Here is a 16,057-nt window from a genome sequence, read left to right on the forward strand (position 1 = left end):
ACGCGATGAGGTTGAAGCCCGTTTCACGCCTGATGCATTTCCGATGTGAAATGGCATAATGCCGCCGGTCCGCCATATTTCCGGCGTGTTGCCGGATGATGGCGGGCATTGCGGCTGGGAATGGCATCATGTTCCTGCCGCCAGATTTCGTTTGCTTGATCGATCCGGTGGCCGCCTGATGAAACGCCTTTTGCTGACATCCATGCTCTTGTTTGCCGCAAAGCTTGCTTTTGCCGCCCAGCCGGAGCAGCCGCCTGCCGGTTGGCCGCAGCTGCCGCCGAAGGCCCCGGTTTCGAAGGTCAAGCTCGTCGAGCCACATCTGCACGTCGATCGTGCCGGCAAGGGCACACCCCGCATTGCGCTTACCTTCGATGCCTGCATGGGCAAGACGGACCCGCGCATCTTGAGCACGCTCGTCGATCAGCGCATCCCGGCAACCATCTTCGTCACCGCGCGCTGGCTTCGGACCAATCCGGACGCATTGAAGGTTTTCCTTGCCCATCCCGATCTCTTCGAACTGGAAAACCACGGGCAGAACCATATCCCGGCTGTCGATGTCCCGACCAAGGTCTATGGCATTGCCGCCGCCGGTTCTCCGCAGGCGGTCGCCCAGGAAGTTCAGGGCGGTGCGGATGCGATGACTGCCGCAGGCATCCCGCAGCCGCGCTGGTTCCGCGGCGCGACCGCGAAATACACACCCGCTGCCATCATGCAGATCCGCGGCATGGGCTATCGGATTGCCGGCTATTCCGTGAATGGCGACAGTGGGGCGCTGCTGCCGGCCAAGATGGTGGAAAAGCAATATGCCTCCGCGAGGGATGGTGATGTCATCATCTCCCATATCAATCAGCCGACGCACGCGGCGGGTGAGGGGGTAGCGGCCAGCATCCTTGCGCTAAAGGCAAAGGGCGTTAATTTCGTTCGCCTGCAGGATATCGCTGAAAAAGGCGATGACGACACGACGAACTGATCGCCAGATCGGCCGGAATATTTCCAGGAATAGTGCGCGGCACTTTTCCGTGCGGGGCGGCAAAAGACTATGCTCTAACCCGGCAATTGCGGCTGGGCTTTTTCCTCGATGAAAAGCTCGTCGATGACGGTCATGACAATCAGAGACAGCGGCAGAGCGAGCATGGCGCCGACCGCGCCCCACATCCATGTCCAGAAGATGATGGCAAGGAAGACGACAAAGGGATTGAGCTCTAATTGGCGTCCCATGACTGCGGGAAAGACGAGGTTTTCCACGGCCATATGCACCCCGAAGAAGGCTATGGCTGGTGCCAGACCGAAAATGATGTCCGAATGGGTGACAATGCCCGCGATTGCGAGCGAGAGTGTCATCGCGGTTACGCCAAGGAACGGGATGAAGCTGGATACGAAGGCGAAAACGCCCCAGAGAATCGGCACGCTCATGCCACCCACATAGGCGATCACAGTCATCGCCACGCCTATTCCGACATAGATCACCGAAGCGGTCGCGAAGTAAAACCCCAGCACTCGCTCCACGGCATTGATGATGCGGATTGCAGCGAGGCGGGAAGCTCTCGTGGAAAAGGTCATGATGATGGTCTTGCGCAAGCTCACCCTGCCGGCGAGGAACAGCAGCAAGGCAGCAAAGAAGATCAGGATCTGTACGATTGCGGGCGTGAGACTCGTGGATACGAGATGCAGCACATTGCCGCTGTTCTCGAGCACGGTGCTGATCGAGACAGGGTTGCCCTGAAATGTTTCGGACGAGATATGCAGCCATTTAAAACGGCCGAGATAGGGCATCAGCCGATCGGAGGTCCGTTGGACGAAATCGGGCAGCTCTTGCGCGAGCGTGGCCACAGGTCCGGCAAGCGCATTGACAACGAGAAAGATAACCAGCGCGACGCCCGATGAAAGGAGGACAGCGTTCAGAACGCGAGGCACGCCGAGCTTGCTGAGCTTCTCTGCCGCAAGCCCAAGAATCATGCCGACGACGACCGCCAGCGTCAGCGGAATGAGGATCAGGGACATCATGTAGACGCCCGCCAAGGCGAACATGAGGAAGATGCCTATGGTCGCCCAGGAGGCGGCGACATCGAGCCTGCCGCGCCTCGAGCCATGGGATATGTCGAAAATACTGTCCGCGCCGCCGTCATCGTCGGATGCATCGCGTTCCGCGTCGGGCCTGCCTTCGCGTATAATTGTTGCTTCCGATCGCTGCGTGACGATTTTATCGACTTCCATGCCCTGCGGGCTCCTGAAGGCACGATCGCCTCACTATTCAAACGCGGAAAGGCTTGTTCCGGTTCCGTAACGGGCATGAAGCGATAGTGAATAGAAGCAAATCAGGCGATCAGGTTCAGCCCAATGCCCCAGGGGTCGCGCAGCGATATGCCGCCATCACGTTTCTCGGTCTTGATTTCGTGCTTCTCCAGAGCCGCCGCTGCCTTGTCGAGCGCAGCTTTGTCGTTGAACCGCAGCGTATAGTCGGAAAGGCCGGTCATATGCTCGCTGCGCACGCCGGCGCCTCGGCTGTTCCAGGTATTGGCGCCGAGATGATGGTGGTAGCCGCCGGTGGCAAGGAAGGTCGCGCCCGGATAGCGCGCCGCCATGACCTGCATGCCGAGCACATCGCGATAGAAGGCGTTCGCTTCGGCCACGTCGCCGACCTGCAGGTGGATATGGCCGATGGCCGAGCCCTCAGCCATGCCGTCCCAGCGATCCTGCGGGGCGCTTTCGTAGAGCTTCTGCAGATCGAGCCGGAGCGTGGCCATCTCGACCGTGCCGTCATCGTGAAACGTCCATTGCTCATGCGGCCGGTCGGCATATATCTCGATCCCATTGCCTTCCGGATCGGACAGGTAAATGGCTTCACTGACGATATGGTCCGAAGCGCCTTCCAGCACGACATTGTTTTGGGCGGCATGGCGAAGCCAGCGCGCCAGCTCGACGCGGCTCGGCATCAGGAAGGCGGTGTGGAACAGGCCAGCGGCCGTTGTCGGCGCACGCGTCGCGGCCCGATCCGTCGTCAGCGTCAGAAGCGGATGACCGGCGACGCCCAGAACCTCGCCGCTTGCGGTCTTCTCGATGACCTTCAGGCCAAGCATATCCTGGTAGAAGCGCGACACGAGCGGCAGATCGGTAACGACAAGGTGGGACCCGCCGACATAGGCAGGACGGGTCAAGGCGTAGGAGGGGGCGGCTTCGGTCATGGGGTAAGTTCCAACCTCGATAATCTTGAAAAAGGCAACCGGCGTCGACGGCAATGGCCGCCAGCGGCGGGCAGGAGGGTTTCGCCGGTTGATATGCCTCTTTGATCCCCTGGCCCGCTGTACTTGTACATTCATATGGCGGATTTCGATTGTTCACAGAAGGCCATAAATTGCGGATTGAGCGTTCGCTTTCCATTGACGGGGCGAGCAGGCCCGCAGCACGCCATTCACGAAGAGTGATCGATGCGCGCGTTTGGCGCAGTTGCGTCCTCTTCGCTCCGGTGCAAGGATCAATGCGCTACGGAAACGGAACCGGATGAAATGACCGAGTACAGAGGCATCCGTTGGGCCTATGACCGATATGAGATTATCGCGGACGGCATCGTCAATGGTGTCGGTGTGGTCTTCGCGCTGATCGGCGCCACCGTATTGATCTTCTATGCGACGGTTTGGAGCTCCTATGGCGGTATCGCCGCCGCCTGGATCTATGGCGTCGGTCTGGTGCTGACGCTTGGGATGTCCTTCACCTACAATCTATGGCCCGTGTCTAGGACGAAATGGTTCCTCCGCCGCTTCGATCATTCCTTCATCTATGTCCTGATCGCCGCCACCTATACGCCTTTTCTGGAGCGGGGGTCCGAAGATCCGCTGCTTTTGGGCGTGCTGATCGCCGTTTGGGTCTTTGCGGCCTTCGGCATCATCCTAAAGGTCCTTTTTCCGGGACGCTTCGATCGGCTGGCGATCCTGCTCTACCTGGCGATGGGCTGGAGCGGTATTCTCGTCGCCAAGCCCGTTTCCATGCACATCCCGTTTGCCTCGATGCTGCTCATCGTCATCGGCGGCGTGATCTATTCGCTCGGCGTGGTCTTTCACGTCTGGGAAAGGCTGCGTTTCCAGAACGCCATCTGGCATGGCTTCGTCGTTACCGCGGCCGCCGTACACTATTCGGCGGTGCTGACCTGTTTCAGCCTGTCGCCGGAAAATTTTTGACGATCTCGGCTGTGGGCGCGCATTTCTTCGTCGAACGCAGGCTGCGCACCAGGCGCATGACGACGGCGTCGTAGCGCTGCATATCAGCCTTTGAATAATCCATCTGGAAGAAGGCGGCGCCGCCGTTGCAGAGCGCGACCCCACGCACATAAACGATGCGCCCCTGCCTCGTGCCGGAAAAGCTGATGCCGCGCGAGTTCGATTTCGAATAGGAAATTTTCCAGCCCTGGTCCCTGGCGAGCGCCACGCGCCCATTCGCCTCCGAAATGAAATCGCCATTGGCGATCATCGTGCCGAAGACCTGCAGCGAAGCCGAGCGATCCGCTGGCGATAGCGAAAGCCGGTCGGTATCCTCGGAAGGAGCGGTAAGACGGAATTCCGACGGCAGCTCGATCGCATAGCCAAGACCTGCATTGTCATACGACCACCAGTCCGCGGCAGAGACCGGGATGGTCGAAAGGAGCAGGAGGGTAATGACGCGGGTGAGCATTGCGGTTTCCGGGAGGCAGGATCTGCAAACCGGTCAAGATTAGCGCATTTTTGAGCGCAATTTCCATGGCGGTTCAGAAAATACCGGTAAATTAGCGCAAATTCATTACAACTTCATTGCGAGCCATGCAGGAATGACAGGAATTCGTCAATGATGCGACGTCCAAACCGGCATCGTGGACTTCGGGACGATCCGTTATGTCCCGCAACCGCTAAGGCCGCTGGAAGCAAAAATCGATTTCAGTGGTTTAAGTCCGGTTTTCCCTCGGCAGGGCTTGAGGCCATGTGCCCTTTCGCCTATCCCTTCAAACCAGCTCCGGCTTTGCCGGATTCCGCATGATCGTTCGATAAGGGGGGAGCATGGCCGCCGCCGCCGCGGGCCTGACATTCCTGGCTCTATGCCTGCCCTTTCTCGGTGCGCTGATCGCGCCGGTTGTCGTTCGGCGTTTGGGCCACAATGCGGCGTGGCTCCTGGCGCTGCTTCCCGGCTTCGCCTTCCTTCATTTTGCGAGCTTCCTTCCCACTGTCGCCGCCGGTCGCGTCCAGCTTGGCGGTTTCGATTGGGTGCCGAGCCTTGATCTTAGGTTTTCCTGGCTGATTGACGGCCTGTCGCTCACCTTCGCTCTGCTCATCACCGGCATCGGCACGCTGATCGTCCTCTACGCCGGCGGCTATCTGAAGGGGCATGTCGATCTCGGCCGATTCTTCTCGTTCATCTTTCTTTTCATGGGCTCGATGCTCGGCCTCGTAGTCTCCGACAGCTTCCTGACGCTCTTCGTCTTCTGGGAGCTGACCTCGATCACCTCCTTCCTGCTGATCGGCTTCGATCATCATCGGGAAACGTCGAGACGGGCGGCGCTGCAGGCGCTCGTCGTCACTGGCGGCGGCGGGCTTCTGCTGCTGGCTGGCCTGCTGCTGATCTGGCAGGTGACCGGTATCGGCGCAATGTCCGATCTCCTGAAGGCCGGTGATATCATGCGCGCAAGCCCGTTCTATCTTGCAGCCCTCATTCTTGTGCTCGGCGGCGCCTTTACCAAATCGGCGCAGTTCCCGTTTCACTTCTGGCTGCCGAATGCCATGGAGGCGCCGACCCCGGTCTCGGCCTATCTGCACTCCGCAACCATGGTAAAGGCAGGCGTCTATCTGCTGATGCGGCTCAATCCGGTCATGGGCGGGACCATGGCCTGGCAAACGATCCTGCCGGTCTTCGGCGCGGCGACGCTACTCGTCGGAACTCTACTTGCCATTCGCCAGACCGATCTGAAGCTGAAGCTTGCCTATACGACAGTCTCCTCGCTCGGCCTGCTCGTGATGCTCACCGGTTTCGGCACGGATTATGCCGTCGAGGCCTCCGTCCTCTATCTCGTCGCGCATTCGCTGTTCAAGGGCGCCCTGTTCATGGTTGCCGGCATCGTCGATCATGAAACGGGAACGCGCGATATCACCCGGCTTGGCGGCCTGCGTTCGGCCATGCCGCTGACCTTTGCAACCGCGCTTGTTGCGGCGGTGTCGATGGGTGGTCTGCCGCCGGCTTTCGGCTTCCTTGCCAAGGAAGAAATCTATGCAGCGTTGGCGCAGTCATCGCCGGCTGCGATCATCCTCACCATTATTGCCGTGGCCGGCAATGCGCTGATGTTTGCCATCGCCTTTGCCGTGGCGTTGAAGCCCTTCATCGGGCCGCGAACCGAAACGCCCCGCCAGCCGCATGAGGCGCCACCATTGCTCTGGCTGGGGCCGGTGGTGCTCGCTCTTCTCGGCCTCCTGTCGGCTTTGTTTTCGGCGCCTTGGCACGCATATGTCTCTTCGCCAATGGCGAGCGCGGTCGGCGGCAAGGGATTGGAGATTTCGGTCTCCTTGATCCCGCATATCGGCTTGCCTTTGGCGCTTTCGCTGGTCACCGTCCTGATCGGCGTCATTGTCTACTGGCAGCTCGATCGCGCCCGCTTCCTGATGTCCGTCATGCTGCGCGCCCTCGGGCATGGACCGGATCGCGGCTTCGACGGCTTCATTTCCGGCCTGGTGCGGCTGTCGCATGGCGTCTCCCGTCTCCTGCAGCCCGGCCGGCTGGAAATCTACGTCACCGTCACCTTCCTCTGCCTGGCGGCAATGCTGCTGATTCCTCCTATGATCCATGGCGAACTGCCCGCCATGCCAGCCTGGCCGAACCTGGAATGGCATGAGGCGACGATCTTCCTGATCGCGGTCATCGGCGTTGCGGCGGTGGTCTTTGCGCGCGACCGGCTGACGGCGATCGTTTCGCTCGGCATTCAGGGCTTTGCCGTCGCCGTCATCTTCCTGCTGTTCGGTGCGCCGGATCTTTCCTTCACGCAGTTCATGGTCGAGACGCTGGCGGTGGTGATCCTGGCGCTGGTCATGACGCGCCTGCGTCTTTCGCCTTCCGACAGGCGTCCCCCGCTTGCAAGGATCGGCCACGCCGCCCTCGCCACAGCCTGCGGCGCCGGCTTTGCGCTCCTGTTGCTGAAGGCGACGGAGGCGCCGTTCGACCTGACGCTGACCGCCTTCTTCAATCAATATTCGAAGCTGATCGCGCATGGCGACAACGTGGTCAACGTCATCATCGTCGATTTCCGCGGCACGGATACGCTGGGCGAGATTGCCGTGGTCGCCATGACCGGTCTTGCCATCCTGGCGCTGATCCGCATCCGCGCCGGCGGGGAGCGCAAGCTTGCGACAAACGATCCTGATCTTGAGGATAAGCCCGGGCTTGATCAGAGGACGGAGGCCGGACGCTCGTGAACACCCTGATCTTCCGCACCGCCGCGCCGTTTCTGACGGCCTTGATGTTGCTCTTCTCTGTCTTCGTGCTGCTGCGCGGCCATAACGAGCCCGGCGGCGGCTTTATCGGAGGCTTGATCGCGGCTTCGGCGCTCGCGATCTATGGAATCGCCTGTGGTGTGACGGCGGTCCGCCGCGCGATTGTCGTCCATCCGCTGTCGATTGCCGGCTTCGGCCTGGCTGCGGCGACCATCGCCGGCATGGTGTCCGTCTTTGCCGGCGTACCGTTCATGACCGGGCTCTGGATCTATCCCCGCCTGTTCGGCATCGAAGTGCCGCTTTCCACCGTCATGCTCTTCGACACAGGTGTCTATCTGGTCGTCGTCGGCGCCATCACCTCGATCGCGCTCGCGCTCGAAGAGCGGGAGGTGGATTGATGGAGGCCGTCTTCGCCGTCGTCGTCGGCATCTTCTTCACCGCTGCCATCTATCTCATGCTGTCGCGGTACTCTATCCGCATCATGCTTGGCATCGCGATCCTCGGTAACGCCGTCAACCTTCTGCTATTCACGGCAGGTCGGGTCACGCGCGAAGTCCCGCCCATCATCCAAAGGGGGGCAACCACGCTCGATCTTGCAGCCGCCAACCCGCTGCCGCAGGCATTGATCCTGACTGCGATCGTCATTTCCTTCTCGTTCCTGGCCTTTCTGCTTGTCCTGACCTATCGGGCCTATCAGGCCTTGAAAACCGACGACACGGACGAAATGCGGCTCGCCGAACCGGAGGAGCGGCCACTGCCGCCCTTGGGGTACTGACGCCATGGCCGGACCCACGGATACCGCAGTTGATCTCTCCCAAGCGCTGGTTGCTGCGCCGATACCGATGGGACATTGGCTCGTCATTTCGCCGGTGGTCTTGTGCATCGGGCTCGGCGCGCTTCTTCTGATGCTGCGCAATCGCACCGAATGGCAGGCGGCGGTCGCCATTCCAGGCCTTGTGCTGTTGGTTCTGATCGATGCCGCCTTGCTCTATAGGGTCGTCAGCGCCGGCGCAGTGACCATGGTCATGGGACGATGGCTGCCGCCCTTCGGCATTGCCTTCACCGTCGATATTTTCGGCGCCCTCATGGCTCTGGCGGCGGCGCTCGTCGCGCTTGCGGCCAGTTTCTATTCGCTTGGCGAAATGACCGTAAGTGGTCGGCGATATGGTTTCTTTCCATTCCTGATGCTGCTGCTTGCCGGCGTCAGCGGCGCCTTTCTGACAGGCGACGTCTTCAATCTCTACGTATGGTTCGAGGTGCTCCTGATCTCTTCCTTCGGCCTGCTGATCCTCGGCTCGGAGCCGGAGCAGATCGACGGCGCGCTGAAATATGCCGTATTGAACCTCATCGCGACCACGCTCTTCCTCGTTTCCGTGGGTTATCTCTACGCTGTTTTCGGCACGCTCAACATGGCCGATATCGCGGTGAAGGTGAGGGCGGATGACAGCAACGCGCCGCTGATGACGCTCGCCGGCCTGTTCCTGCTGGCTTTCGGCATGAAGGCTGCCGCCTTCCCGGTCAATTTCTGGCTTCCGGCCTCCTACCATACCCCGCGCATCACCGTTTCGGCTTTGTTTGCCGGCTTGCTGACCAAGGTGGGCATCTATGCGCTGATCCGGATTCTGGTCATGCTGTTGCCTGTCGAGCGGGCAGGGCTCGGCCCGCTTGTCACGATCATCGCCATCGTGACCATGCTTGTCGGAATGATGGGTGCGCTGGGCGCAAATGATATCCGCCGAATGCTGGGCTACATCGTCATATCCGGCATCGGCACGATGCTGGCGGGCGTGGCTCTCGGGAGTGTCGACGGTCTCAGCGGAACGATCTTCTACGCCTTGCATTCGATGGTGTTGATGACGGCGCTTTACCTGATTGCCGGGCAGGCGGCGCATCTCGGCGGAGGCTTTTCATTGACAGTTCTTGGCGGCCTCTATCGCCAAAACGGCTGGTTTGCTGGCCTCTCGCTGGTCCTGTTTTTTGCCATCAGCGGCCTGCCGCCATTTTCGGGCTTCTGGCCTAAGGTCGTACTCGTCAAGGCGGCGTTTGCGGCAGGCGCCTGGTGGCTCGCCGCGGCAATCCTTCTGGTTGGATTCCTGACGACCATCGTTTTCGGGCGGGTGTTTCTGCTTGCCTATTGGCGTCCTGCCGCAGCCAGCGCCACGACAGAGCGGATGAAATGGCATGCCACACTGCCGCTTCTTGGTCTGACCCTGCTTGTCGTGGGCTTCGGCTTGTTTCCGGAATGGCTCCTGCATCTGACGCATGCGGCCGCTCTCGGCCTCGATCAGCCGACGGCCTACCTGCAATCCGTCTTTCCGGCGGCGGGAGGCGCTCAATGATCCTGTTTATCTTCAACCTGCTGCTTGCCATTGTTTGGGTGGCCATCACTGGCAGCGCCTCTTTCCTCAACCTCCTGTTCGGCTTCGCCCTTGCGGCAGTTGCCCTGTCGATCGTCCGAGTGTCCTATGGAGGCGGACTCTATCTGGGCCGCGTGCGCCGGATAATTTCGCTGTTGCTGCTGTTTCTAGGTGAGCTTGCCAAATCGGCCTGGGCGGTCGCTGTGGCGGTCATGAGCCCGAAGATGGACGTGAAGCCCGGGATATTTGCATTTCCGCTGACGGTCGATCGCGATTTCGAAATTACCCTGCTTGCCAATCTGATCACGCTGACGCCCGGCACCCTATCCGTCGATGTTTCCGACGACCGTAAGATGCTCTACGTGCACGCGCTCGATTGCTCCGATCCGGAGGCCATCCGGCGCAGTATCGCGGATGGTTTCGAACGCCGGATCATGGAGGCTTTCCGATGATCGCCGCATCCGTGGTTTCGGCCGGTGCCATGGTGGCGCTCGGCATTCTGAGCGTGGCGTTCCTGCTGACCGTCTATCGTGTCGTTGCCGGCCCGACATTGCCGGACAGGGTCCTGGCACTCGACATGCTGGTCGCGATCGCCATCGGCTTCATCGCTGTCATTGCCATCAAGACCGGGTTCACGCTGTATATCGATATCGCCATTTCGCTTGGTCTTATCGGCTTTCTCGCCACCGTCGCCTTCGCGCGGTTTATCCTGACGCAGGCACCATCGAATGCGGCCGAACGAATCGGCGCCGGGCAGAATGCCGACGTCATTGCTGAGCGCGGAAAGATACGAAAACATAAGCGAAAGAAGGGAGGCCGATAGTGGATATGCTTTGGGCCGTCATAGTAACGGCGCTTCTACTTTCGGGTGCGTTGTTCTCGCTTATCGCGGCAATTGGTATCGTGCGCCTGCCCGATCTCTATAGTCGCATGCATGCCGCGTCGAAGGCGGGCACCGTCGGCTCAGGCCTGTTGCTGCTTGCCGTCGGTATCCACTCGCAGGACATGGCGATTCTGGCGCGGGCATTGGCCGGGTTTGTTTTTTTCATCTTGACGGCGCCCATTGCGGCGCATCTTCTCGCGCGTGCGGCACACAAGGCAGGTCATCGGCTAACGCCGCCTTCGGTACGGGATGAACTCCTCGCAAGAGAGCAAATCGCAGTACGAGGGTATAGAAAAAAGGGCTAACAAACGCGGAAATTGTTCTATTAGGAATAACTTTTCGCGTTATTAGTTACCTGCTTTTTAATAGATGAATTTTTTGCAAAGAAATGTAGGGATTAAAAACTGGACATTTGGGTAAAGAGTGCTAATTCAGATTCAAGTAGAGTTCTGATGTTAAGTTAGTCTCGACCGGGTTTAAGCTCTCGATGCTTTTATCTTTCTTTGATGAAACGCTGGGCAAAACTTTCTTCCGGTAAGCGATTAAAGATCGCTATCGCGGGTCACTAATTCTAACGTCAGGCGGCAAGGGGCGGTTTTCTCTCGCATGAGGTCTAGGGGTGGATTTCATGTTCGTGGGAAATTTGGCTTTATCCACCGTTTTCTTGCTGTCGACTGCTACGAATACGAGCAGTGCGTTCGCGCGGATTGCTCGGCGCTGGTACATAGAGAGATCAACAGATTTCATTAGCCAGGCGCAAATCATATAGCAACGTTGCGCCGCGTGCTCTCCGGAGGCGTGGACGCAGCAGGCAAGCCGATGAACAGGAGAACACAATGACAGATGCGGCCCTCGGCAACGGGCAGGAGTTACTGGTTGAACTGACTGCCGACATTGTTGCGGCCTATGTCAGCAACCATGTCGTACCGGTCAGCGACCTTCCGAATTTGATTTCCGACGTACATTCCGCCTTGAGCAGCACCTCGGCTCCGGCACCTGCCGTAACCGTGGTCGAAAAGCAGAAGCCGGCCGTATCCGTTCGTAAATCCGTACAGGATGACCAGATTACCTGCCTCGAATGCGGTGGCAGCTTCAAGTCTCTGAAGCGCCATCTCATGACTCATCACGGCCTCTCGCCGGAAGAATATCGTGAAAAATGGGATCTCGCCGCCGATTACCCGATGGTAGCACCGGCTTATGCGGAAGCCCGTTCACGCCTTGCAAAGGAAATGGGCCTGGGCCAGCGCCGTAAGCGCGGCGCCCGCTAAGGGCTTCATGACAGGCTGAAGATAATCCGGCTTTCGGGCCGGGTTATCCATAACGATTGCTGAAATCCGATCTATGCTGCGGTCCTGACCCGAGCCTCTTCGCGAATACGCTTAATCATCGAGCGCAATCCATTGGCGCGCTGCGAGGAGAGATGCTCCACCAGGCCGATCTTGCCGAAGACGTCGAGTGCGTCGAGAGCGGCGATTTCCGAAGCCGGCTTTCCGGAATAGGTTGCAAGCACGATCGCCACCAGCCCCCGCACGATATGCGCGTCTGAATCGCCTTCAAAGGTCAATATCGGATTGTCCGGATCGCCCGACGCATGCGTGACGAGCCAAACCTGGCTTGCGCAACCCTGGACCTTGTTTTCAAGCGTCCGCTTTTCCTCCGGCAGATCAGGCAAAGCCTTGCCGAGCTCGATCACAAAGCGGTAGCGGTCCTCCCATTCGTCCAGGAAGGAAAAGTCTTCGATGATCTTGTCGAGCGGTATCATTGCAGCAGTCCAAATTGTCCGTTGCCTTGGATATAGGCGAAACCATGCGTGATTTGAACCCGGGACAAGAAAGAACGCCGCTGACCCTAAAAGGTCCGCGGCGCAGAAGTCGGGGCCAATGGAAGAAATGTCAGATGTGTGGGCGCGGCATCGGCAGCGGAATGGAGGACGGCAGCTTGACCGTGCCGGTCACGACGACATCGGCCGTTTCGGTGCCGGGAATGCGCTTGGCCGGCATCGGCTGGGCCATGGCAGCGACCTGATCGGTGTTAGCGTGAGGCGCCACGACATTGGCTTCGGCGGCAGACTGCTGATCCTTGAAGTGGCGGCCGAGCATATCGTAGGCGACGCGGGCGCCGTCGCCAACCTGATAGCCGAGGGCCGTCAGGGTTTCGCCGCCCTTGGCACAGACATCCGGCTTCTCATTGCACATGGCGCCGACATATTGCACGACACCGGAGGCGGCTGAAATCGCATCAGAAACCTGTAGCGTCGTTTCACCTGCCGGCCGGGGAGCACCCTCGGGCTTTGCAAAGATCGGCAGGAACATGAGAACCAGCGAAAACCAGAACCCTGCTCTAATCAGAAACCACATCGCCTAGCCCATCCTCTCTGTCGATCGGCTCGATCGCCGATTCGGACTTGCCCGCCCGATCTGTTTCGAACCTACCCGGCAGAGGACAACAGCGCTTTTCAAAACTCGGCAGCATTTTCTGCAATTTTGATTCAAATTTTAGCTTTCCGACTTTGAAGAACACTTTGGTTCAAATTGTAGCAATTGATGTTAAGCATGTCTCGCCCGATGCCGTTGATATGCAGGGCTTTGCGGCGGCGGGCCTCGTCACAAAAGTTAACGCGCAGCGGAAATATGAATAAAATCCGTTGCTTACCTGCTGTTAACCACAAAAAGCAAAGGTCGCTCGTTCTGCGCCAAAACGGGATTTTGAAGGCTTTTCAGCCGCCCGGCCCGTTCCTTCTTTATTCTTTCCTTAAGCCGGCGGGGCCTATTGTGCAGTCCGATAAGTGACCGTTTTGACGGGTTGTAGCGTGCGCGTATTGAGTGACATTTCTGTCGGGGCTGAAGCTCTCGTGGACCGGGTAGGCCGAAGCTGGCTCTCCCGGACGAGCGGGAATGGTGAAGTCCGTGGACAGGAACTGGCGATCCTGCGCCGGCTTGCGCTCGCCTCTTCCGTTGCGCTGTTTGCTGTTCCGGCCGGCCTTTCCTTTATCACCAGTCCCGCCGTGGCGTTGCCTGCCGGTGTGGCCACAGTCTGCGCGGCCTTCCTCTTCTCGGCCGTCGGCAGCATCGCGCTGTCGCGCCAGCGGCCCGAATCTCGTCCTGCGGAGGCCGTTGTCGTCGAGCACCGCGACTTGATGCTGGAGTCGGCCTTCGGTCTCGTCCTACTGCTCGATTCCCAAGGCAATGTGACCACGGTCGGCGGTCGGGACCGTGCAGAATTCCTGAGCTGGATGCGCGATCCCACAGGGCGTGGTTTCGTCGAGCAGATTCATGTCTCGGACAGAATCGTCTTCCTGCAGGCAATCGATGTGTTGCGCCAGGGCAGGGATGCCCATGGCGCAGACTTGCGGCTGGAGCGCTCTGCGGTCGTGGGTGGCGATCAGCAGTTCGTTCATGTGCGGATGGAATTGAGTGCACGCCGCGATGCCGAAGGGCATCTGACGGCGATCATCGGGCAATTGCGCGATATCTCGCAGGACCAGCAGCTTCGCGATGATGCGGCGCGCAAGGCGGCCGAAGCGGAATCCGCCAACGACGCTAAGTCACGCTTCCTCGCTGCCGTCAGCCACGAGCTGCGCACGCCGCTCAACGCCATCCTGGGCTTCTCCGATATTCTGAGCGGCGAATATTTCGGCAAACTGGAAAATGACCGCCAGCGCGAATATGTCGGCTTGATCCGCCAGTCGGGCGCCCATCTTCTGTCGGTCGTCAACACCATGCTCGACATGAGCAAGATCGAGGCTGGCCGCTACGAACTGCTGCTCGAATCCTTCGCGATCGAGGACACCATTGCGACGTGCGAAGCAATGCTGGGGCTGCAGGCGAAGGAGAAGGGGTTGACGCTGACAAGCCGTATCCAGCGCGGTCTCGGCGAGATCGTCGCTGACCAGCGGGCGATCCAGCAGATCCTCATCAATCTCGTCGGCAACGCCATCAAGTTTACCGATGCCGGCGGCGCGATCACCATTGACGCGGCCATGGCCGATGGCATGCTGAAATTGTCGATCGGAGACACGGGCATCGGCATTGCCAGCGAGCGCCTTGCCTCGCTCGGCCAGCCCTTCGTGCAGATCCAGAACGATTACACCCGTCGTTACGCCGGCACCGGCCTCGGCCTGTCGCTGGTTAAGGGTCTCGTCGGCCTGCACGGCGGAAACTTCTCGATTGCCAGCGCGCCGGGCGAGGGCACGGTCATTACCGTCCTCATTCCGTTCGACGGCTCCGGTGCCGTGACGATGCAGCAGCCTGTGGATGTCAATCGGCCTGTCGATTTTCCGCCGCGCCTGAAACATACTGTGGAGATAGATGAAGGGCGAAACAAGGAACTGATGAATGGCCCCGCAAAAGCGAAAATCGCCTAAGGGAAGAGGAAGGGGCAAGCGCAAGCAGCCCGGCCTGGCTTCCCGTGGTGCGGTTGCCCTTGGCAGCCTGAGCCTGCGCGGCAGCACCGCGCTGGGCGGCCTTGGCCTTCGCGGTGCGGGCGCGCTCGCCGCTCTGATCGGCAGTGCAGTCGGCCGTCATCCCGCCATTGCCGGCGGCGTTGCGCTCTTCTTCGGGGTTTTCGGTTTCGTTACCGCCAATGCGCTCTGGTATCAGACGGGCGCGCATCCATCGCCCATATTGCGGACCCGTGATCCGGCGTCTCCCTATCAGATCCCCGGCCGCAAATCCTTTTTGCATGCACAGCAGGCCGACGCAGGCAATGTCACCACCTTCCGGATCGAGCGGCAGGATTCGGCGTCCGATCTCGCCCCGCCGTCGTCAACCGGCCAGGTCGCAGCACAATCGTCCAGCACGCCGTCGAAACTCATTGCCGATATCCAGGGCGAACTTATCCGACACGGCCTCTATGACGGCGCGGTTGATGGAAAGCCGGGATCGCGCACGACATCGGCTATCCTTTTCTTCCAGGAGGCCTCGGGCCTCTCACAGACCGGCACGCCGACGCCGGAACTTCTCGCCGCCCTCAAGGCCAGCAATGCCGCCAACGCCCAGGCTGCCAGCTACAGAACGAATACGACAGCTGTTGTTCCCGCCGCACGCCCCGTCAATATTTCCGCTACGGCGGATGCGATCGACCCGGTTGCCGCCGCCATCCAGAATGCCGAGAAGAACATTAAGACCGGCGCCGTCGCGACCAAGGCGACGCCGAGCGATGCGGTCAACACGGTCAATATGGTCATGCAGATCCAGAAGGGCCTGAGCAACATCGCCTACAGCAACGTCAGCATCGACGGTGTTGCCGGAGAGCAGACGAAGGCAGCTATCCGCCGGTTCCAGAAGCACTATCGCTTGCCGGAGACCGGGGAGCCGAACATGGCGGTCCTCAAGAAGCTGCAGGATATCGGCGCGCTTTGAGCGTCTCGTCCGAACGCTTAT

At 59.8% G+C, this 16,057-nt stretch carries 17 protein-coding genes; 12 read left to right on the forward strand and 5 right to left on the reverse strand.

Features of this window, described 5'->3' with window-relative positions; translation table 11 throughout:
• Positions 1-178: 178 nt before the first annotated feature.
• Positions 179-970 (forward strand): polysaccharide deacetylase family protein, encoded by a 792-nt coding sequence (locus AC13RE_RS08690; RefSeq protein ID WP_488562661.1) that lies wholly within the window; start codon positions 179-181, stop codon positions 968-970.
• A gap of 74 nt (positions 971-1,044) precedes the next feature.
• On the opposite strand, the gene AC13RE_RS08695 is transcribed toward AC13RE_RS08690, so the two are convergent.
• Both AC13RE_RS08695 and AC13RE_RS08700 read right to left on the reverse strand, forming a co-directional pair.
• A complete protein-coding gene (locus AC13RE_RS08695) occupies positions 1,045-2,214 on the reverse strand; it encodes an AI-2E family transporter (protein ID WP_132716130.1) in 1,170 nt (389 codons plus the stop codon).
• Positions 2,215-2,315: 101 nt separating this feature from the next.
• A complete protein-coding gene (locus tag AC13RE_RS08700; RefSeq protein ID WP_488483567.1) occupies positions 2,316-3,182 on the reverse strand; it encodes a VOC family protein in 867 nt (288 codons plus the stop codon).
• Positions 3,183-3,503: 321 nt separating this feature from the next.
• Here AC13RE_RS08700 and trhA point away from each other — a divergent pair, with 321 nt between their 5' ends.
• Positions 3,504-4,172 (forward strand): PAQR family membrane homeostasis protein TrhA, encoded by a 669-nt coding sequence (gene trhA / locus AC13RE_RS08705; RefSeq protein ID WP_015339200.1) that lies wholly within the window; start codon positions 3,504-3,506, stop codon positions 4,170-4,172.
• On the opposite strand, the gene AC13RE_RS08710 is transcribed toward trhA, so the two are convergent.
• The gene (locus AC13RE_RS08710) at positions 4,147-4,662 is read right to left on the reverse strand and encodes a hypothetical protein (RefSeq protein ID WP_488562662.1); all 516 of its coding nucleotides are present in this window, start codon (positions 4,660-4,662) and stop codon (positions 4,147-4,149) included. The genes trhA and AC13RE_RS08710 overlap by 26 nt on opposite strands.
• 359 nt (positions 4,663-5,021) lie before the next feature.
• Between AC13RE_RS08710 and AC13RE_RS08715 the strand changes: the two genes are divergently transcribed.
• The 8 genes from AC13RE_RS08715 (at position 5,022) to AC13RE_RS08750 (ending at position 11,944) form a co-directional block, all read left to right on the forward strand.
• Entirely contained in the window at positions 5,022-7,418 is a 2,397-nt protein-coding gene (locus AC13RE_RS08715) for a putative monovalent cation/H+ antiporter subunit A (RefSeq protein WP_488562663.1), read from the forward strand.
• The gene (locus AC13RE_RS08720) at positions 7,415-7,834 is read left to right on the forward strand and encodes a Na+/H+ antiporter subunit B (RefSeq protein WP_488562664.1); all 420 of its coding nucleotides are present in this window, start codon (positions 7,415-7,417) and stop codon (positions 7,832-7,834) included. Before AC13RE_RS08715 ends, AC13RE_RS08720 begins: the two co-directional genes overlap by 4 nt.
• Entirely contained in the window at positions 7,834-8,211 is a 378-nt protein-coding gene (locus AC13RE_RS08725) for a Na+/H+ antiporter subunit C (protein ID WP_132716135.1), read from the forward strand. Before AC13RE_RS08720 ends, AC13RE_RS08725 begins: the two co-directional genes overlap by 1 nt.
• Before the next feature lie 4 nt (positions 8,212-8,215).
• A complete protein-coding gene (locus tag AC13RE_RS08730; RefSeq protein ID WP_488562665.1) occupies positions 8,216-9,775 on the forward strand; it encodes a Na+/H+ antiporter subunit D in 1,560 nt (519 codons plus the stop codon).
• On the forward strand, positions 9,772-10,245 hold the full coding sequence (locus tag AC13RE_RS08735; RefSeq protein WP_488562666.1) for a Na+/H+ antiporter subunit E: 474 nt from the start codon (positions 9,772-9,774) through the stop codon (positions 10,243-10,245). Before AC13RE_RS08730 ends, AC13RE_RS08735 begins: the two co-directional genes overlap by 4 nt.
• Complete coding sequence (locus tag AC13RE_RS08740; RefSeq protein ID WP_488562667.1) at positions 10,242-10,616, forward strand: cation:proton antiporter; 375 nt, start codon at positions 10,242-10,244, stop codon at positions 10,614-10,616. The genes AC13RE_RS08735 and AC13RE_RS08740 overlap by 4 nt, the downstream gene beginning before the upstream one ends.
• Positions 10,617-10,621: 5 nt before the next feature.
• Positions 10,622-10,981, forward strand: a complete 360-nt coding sequence (mnhG, locus tag AC13RE_RS08745; protein WP_210294570.1) for a monovalent cation/H(+) antiporter subunit G — start codon at positions 10,622-10,624, stop codon at positions 10,979-10,981.
• A 531-nt stretch (positions 10,982-11,512) separates the two neighbouring features.
• Positions 11,513-11,944, forward strand: coding sequence for a Ros/MucR family transcriptional regulator (locus tag AC13RE_RS08750; protein WP_015339209.1), 432 nt, complete (start codon positions 11,513-11,515; stop codon positions 11,942-11,944).
• 71 nt (positions 11,945-12,015) lie between these two features.
• Here AC13RE_RS08750 and AC13RE_RS08755 read toward each other — a convergent pair whose 3' ends face one another.
• The gene (locus AC13RE_RS08755; protein WP_132716139.1) at positions 12,016-12,438 is read right to left on the reverse strand and encodes a SufE family protein; all 423 of its coding nucleotides are present in this window, start codon (positions 12,436-12,438) and stop codon (positions 12,016-12,018) included.
• A 130-nt stretch (positions 12,439-12,568) separates the two neighbouring features.
• Positions 12,569-13,033: a DUF5330 domain-containing protein gene (locus AC13RE_RS08760; protein ID WP_132716140.1), complete on the reverse strand. Its 465-nt coding sequence runs from the start codon at positions 13,031-13,033 to the stop codon at positions 12,569-12,571.
• A 452-nt stretch (positions 13,034-13,485) separates the two neighbouring features.
• Here AC13RE_RS08760 and AC13RE_RS08765 point away from each other — a divergent pair, with 452 nt between their 5' ends.
• On the forward strand, positions 13,486-15,039 hold the full coding sequence (locus AC13RE_RS08765; RefSeq protein ID WP_488562668.1) for a sensor histidine kinase: 1,554 nt from the start codon (positions 13,486-13,488) through the stop codon (positions 15,037-15,039).
• On the forward strand, positions 15,011-16,036 hold the full coding sequence (locus AC13RE_RS08770; RefSeq protein WP_488562669.1) for a peptidoglycan-binding domain-containing protein: 1,026 nt from the start codon (positions 15,011-15,013) through the stop codon (positions 16,034-16,036). Before AC13RE_RS08765 ends, AC13RE_RS08770 begins: the two co-directional genes overlap by 29 nt.
• Positions 16,037-16,057: the final 21 nt, after the last annotated feature.

This window comes from Martinezella sp. CNPSo 3959, from assembly GCF_057784355.1.

Coding starts and splice junctions, on each gene's coding strand:
- AC13RE_RS08725 (WP_132716135.1), top strand. CDS start 7,834: ATGGAGGCCGTCTTCGCCGTCGTCGTCGGCATCTTCTTCACCGCTGCC.
- AC13RE_RS08700 (WP_488483567.1), bottom strand. CDS start 3,182: ATGACCGAAGCCGCCCCCTCCTACGCCTTGACCCGTCCTGCCTATGTC.
- AC13RE_RS08690 (WP_488562661.1), top strand. CDS start 179: ATGAAACGCCTTTTGCTGACATCCATGCTCTTGTTTGCCGCAAAGCTT.
- AC13RE_RS08695 (WP_132716130.1), bottom strand. CDS start 2,214: ATGGAAGTCGATAAAATCGTCACGCAGCGATCGGAAGCAACAATTATA.
- AC13RE_RS08730 (WP_488562665.1), top strand. CDS start 8,216: ATGGCCGGACCCACGGATACCGCAGTTGATCTCTCCCAAGCGCTGGTT.
- AC13RE_RS08735 (WP_488562666.1), top strand. CDS start 9,772: ATGATCCTGTTTATCTTCAACCTGCTGCTTGCCATTGTTTGGGTGGCC.
- AC13RE_RS08755 (WP_132716139.1), bottom strand. CDS start 12,438: ATGATACCGCTCGACAAGATCATCGAAGACTTTTCCTTCCTGGACGAA.
- AC13RE_RS08770 (WP_488562669.1), top strand. CDS start 15,011: ATGGCCCCGCAAAAGCGAAAATCGCCTAAGGGAAGAGGAAGGGGCAAG.
- AC13RE_RS08740 (WP_488562667.1), top strand. CDS start 10,242: ATGATCGCCGCATCCGTGGTTTCGGCCGGTGCCATGGTGGCGCTCGGC.
- trhA (WP_015339200.1), top strand. CDS start 3,504: ATGACCGAGTACAGAGGCATCCGTTGGGCCTATGACCGATATGAGATT.
- AC13RE_RS08750 (WP_015339209.1), top strand. CDS start 11,513: ATGACAGATGCGGCCCTCGGCAACGGGCAGGAGTTACTGGTTGAACTG.
- AC13RE_RS08760 (WP_132716140.1), bottom strand. CDS start 13,033: ATGTGGTTTCTGATTAGAGCAGGGTTCTGGTTTTCGCTGGTTCTCATG.
- AC13RE_RS08710 (WP_488562662.1), bottom strand. CDS start 4,662: ATGCTCACCCGCGTCATTACCCTCCTGCTCCTTTCGACCATCCCGGTC.
- AC13RE_RS08715 (WP_488562663.1), top strand. CDS start 5,022: ATGGCCGCCGCCGCCGCGGGCCTGACATTCCTGGCTCTATGCCTGCCC.
- mnhG (WP_210294570.1), top strand. CDS start 10,622: ATGCTTTGGGCCGTCATAGTAACGGCGCTTCTACTTTCGGGTGCGTTG.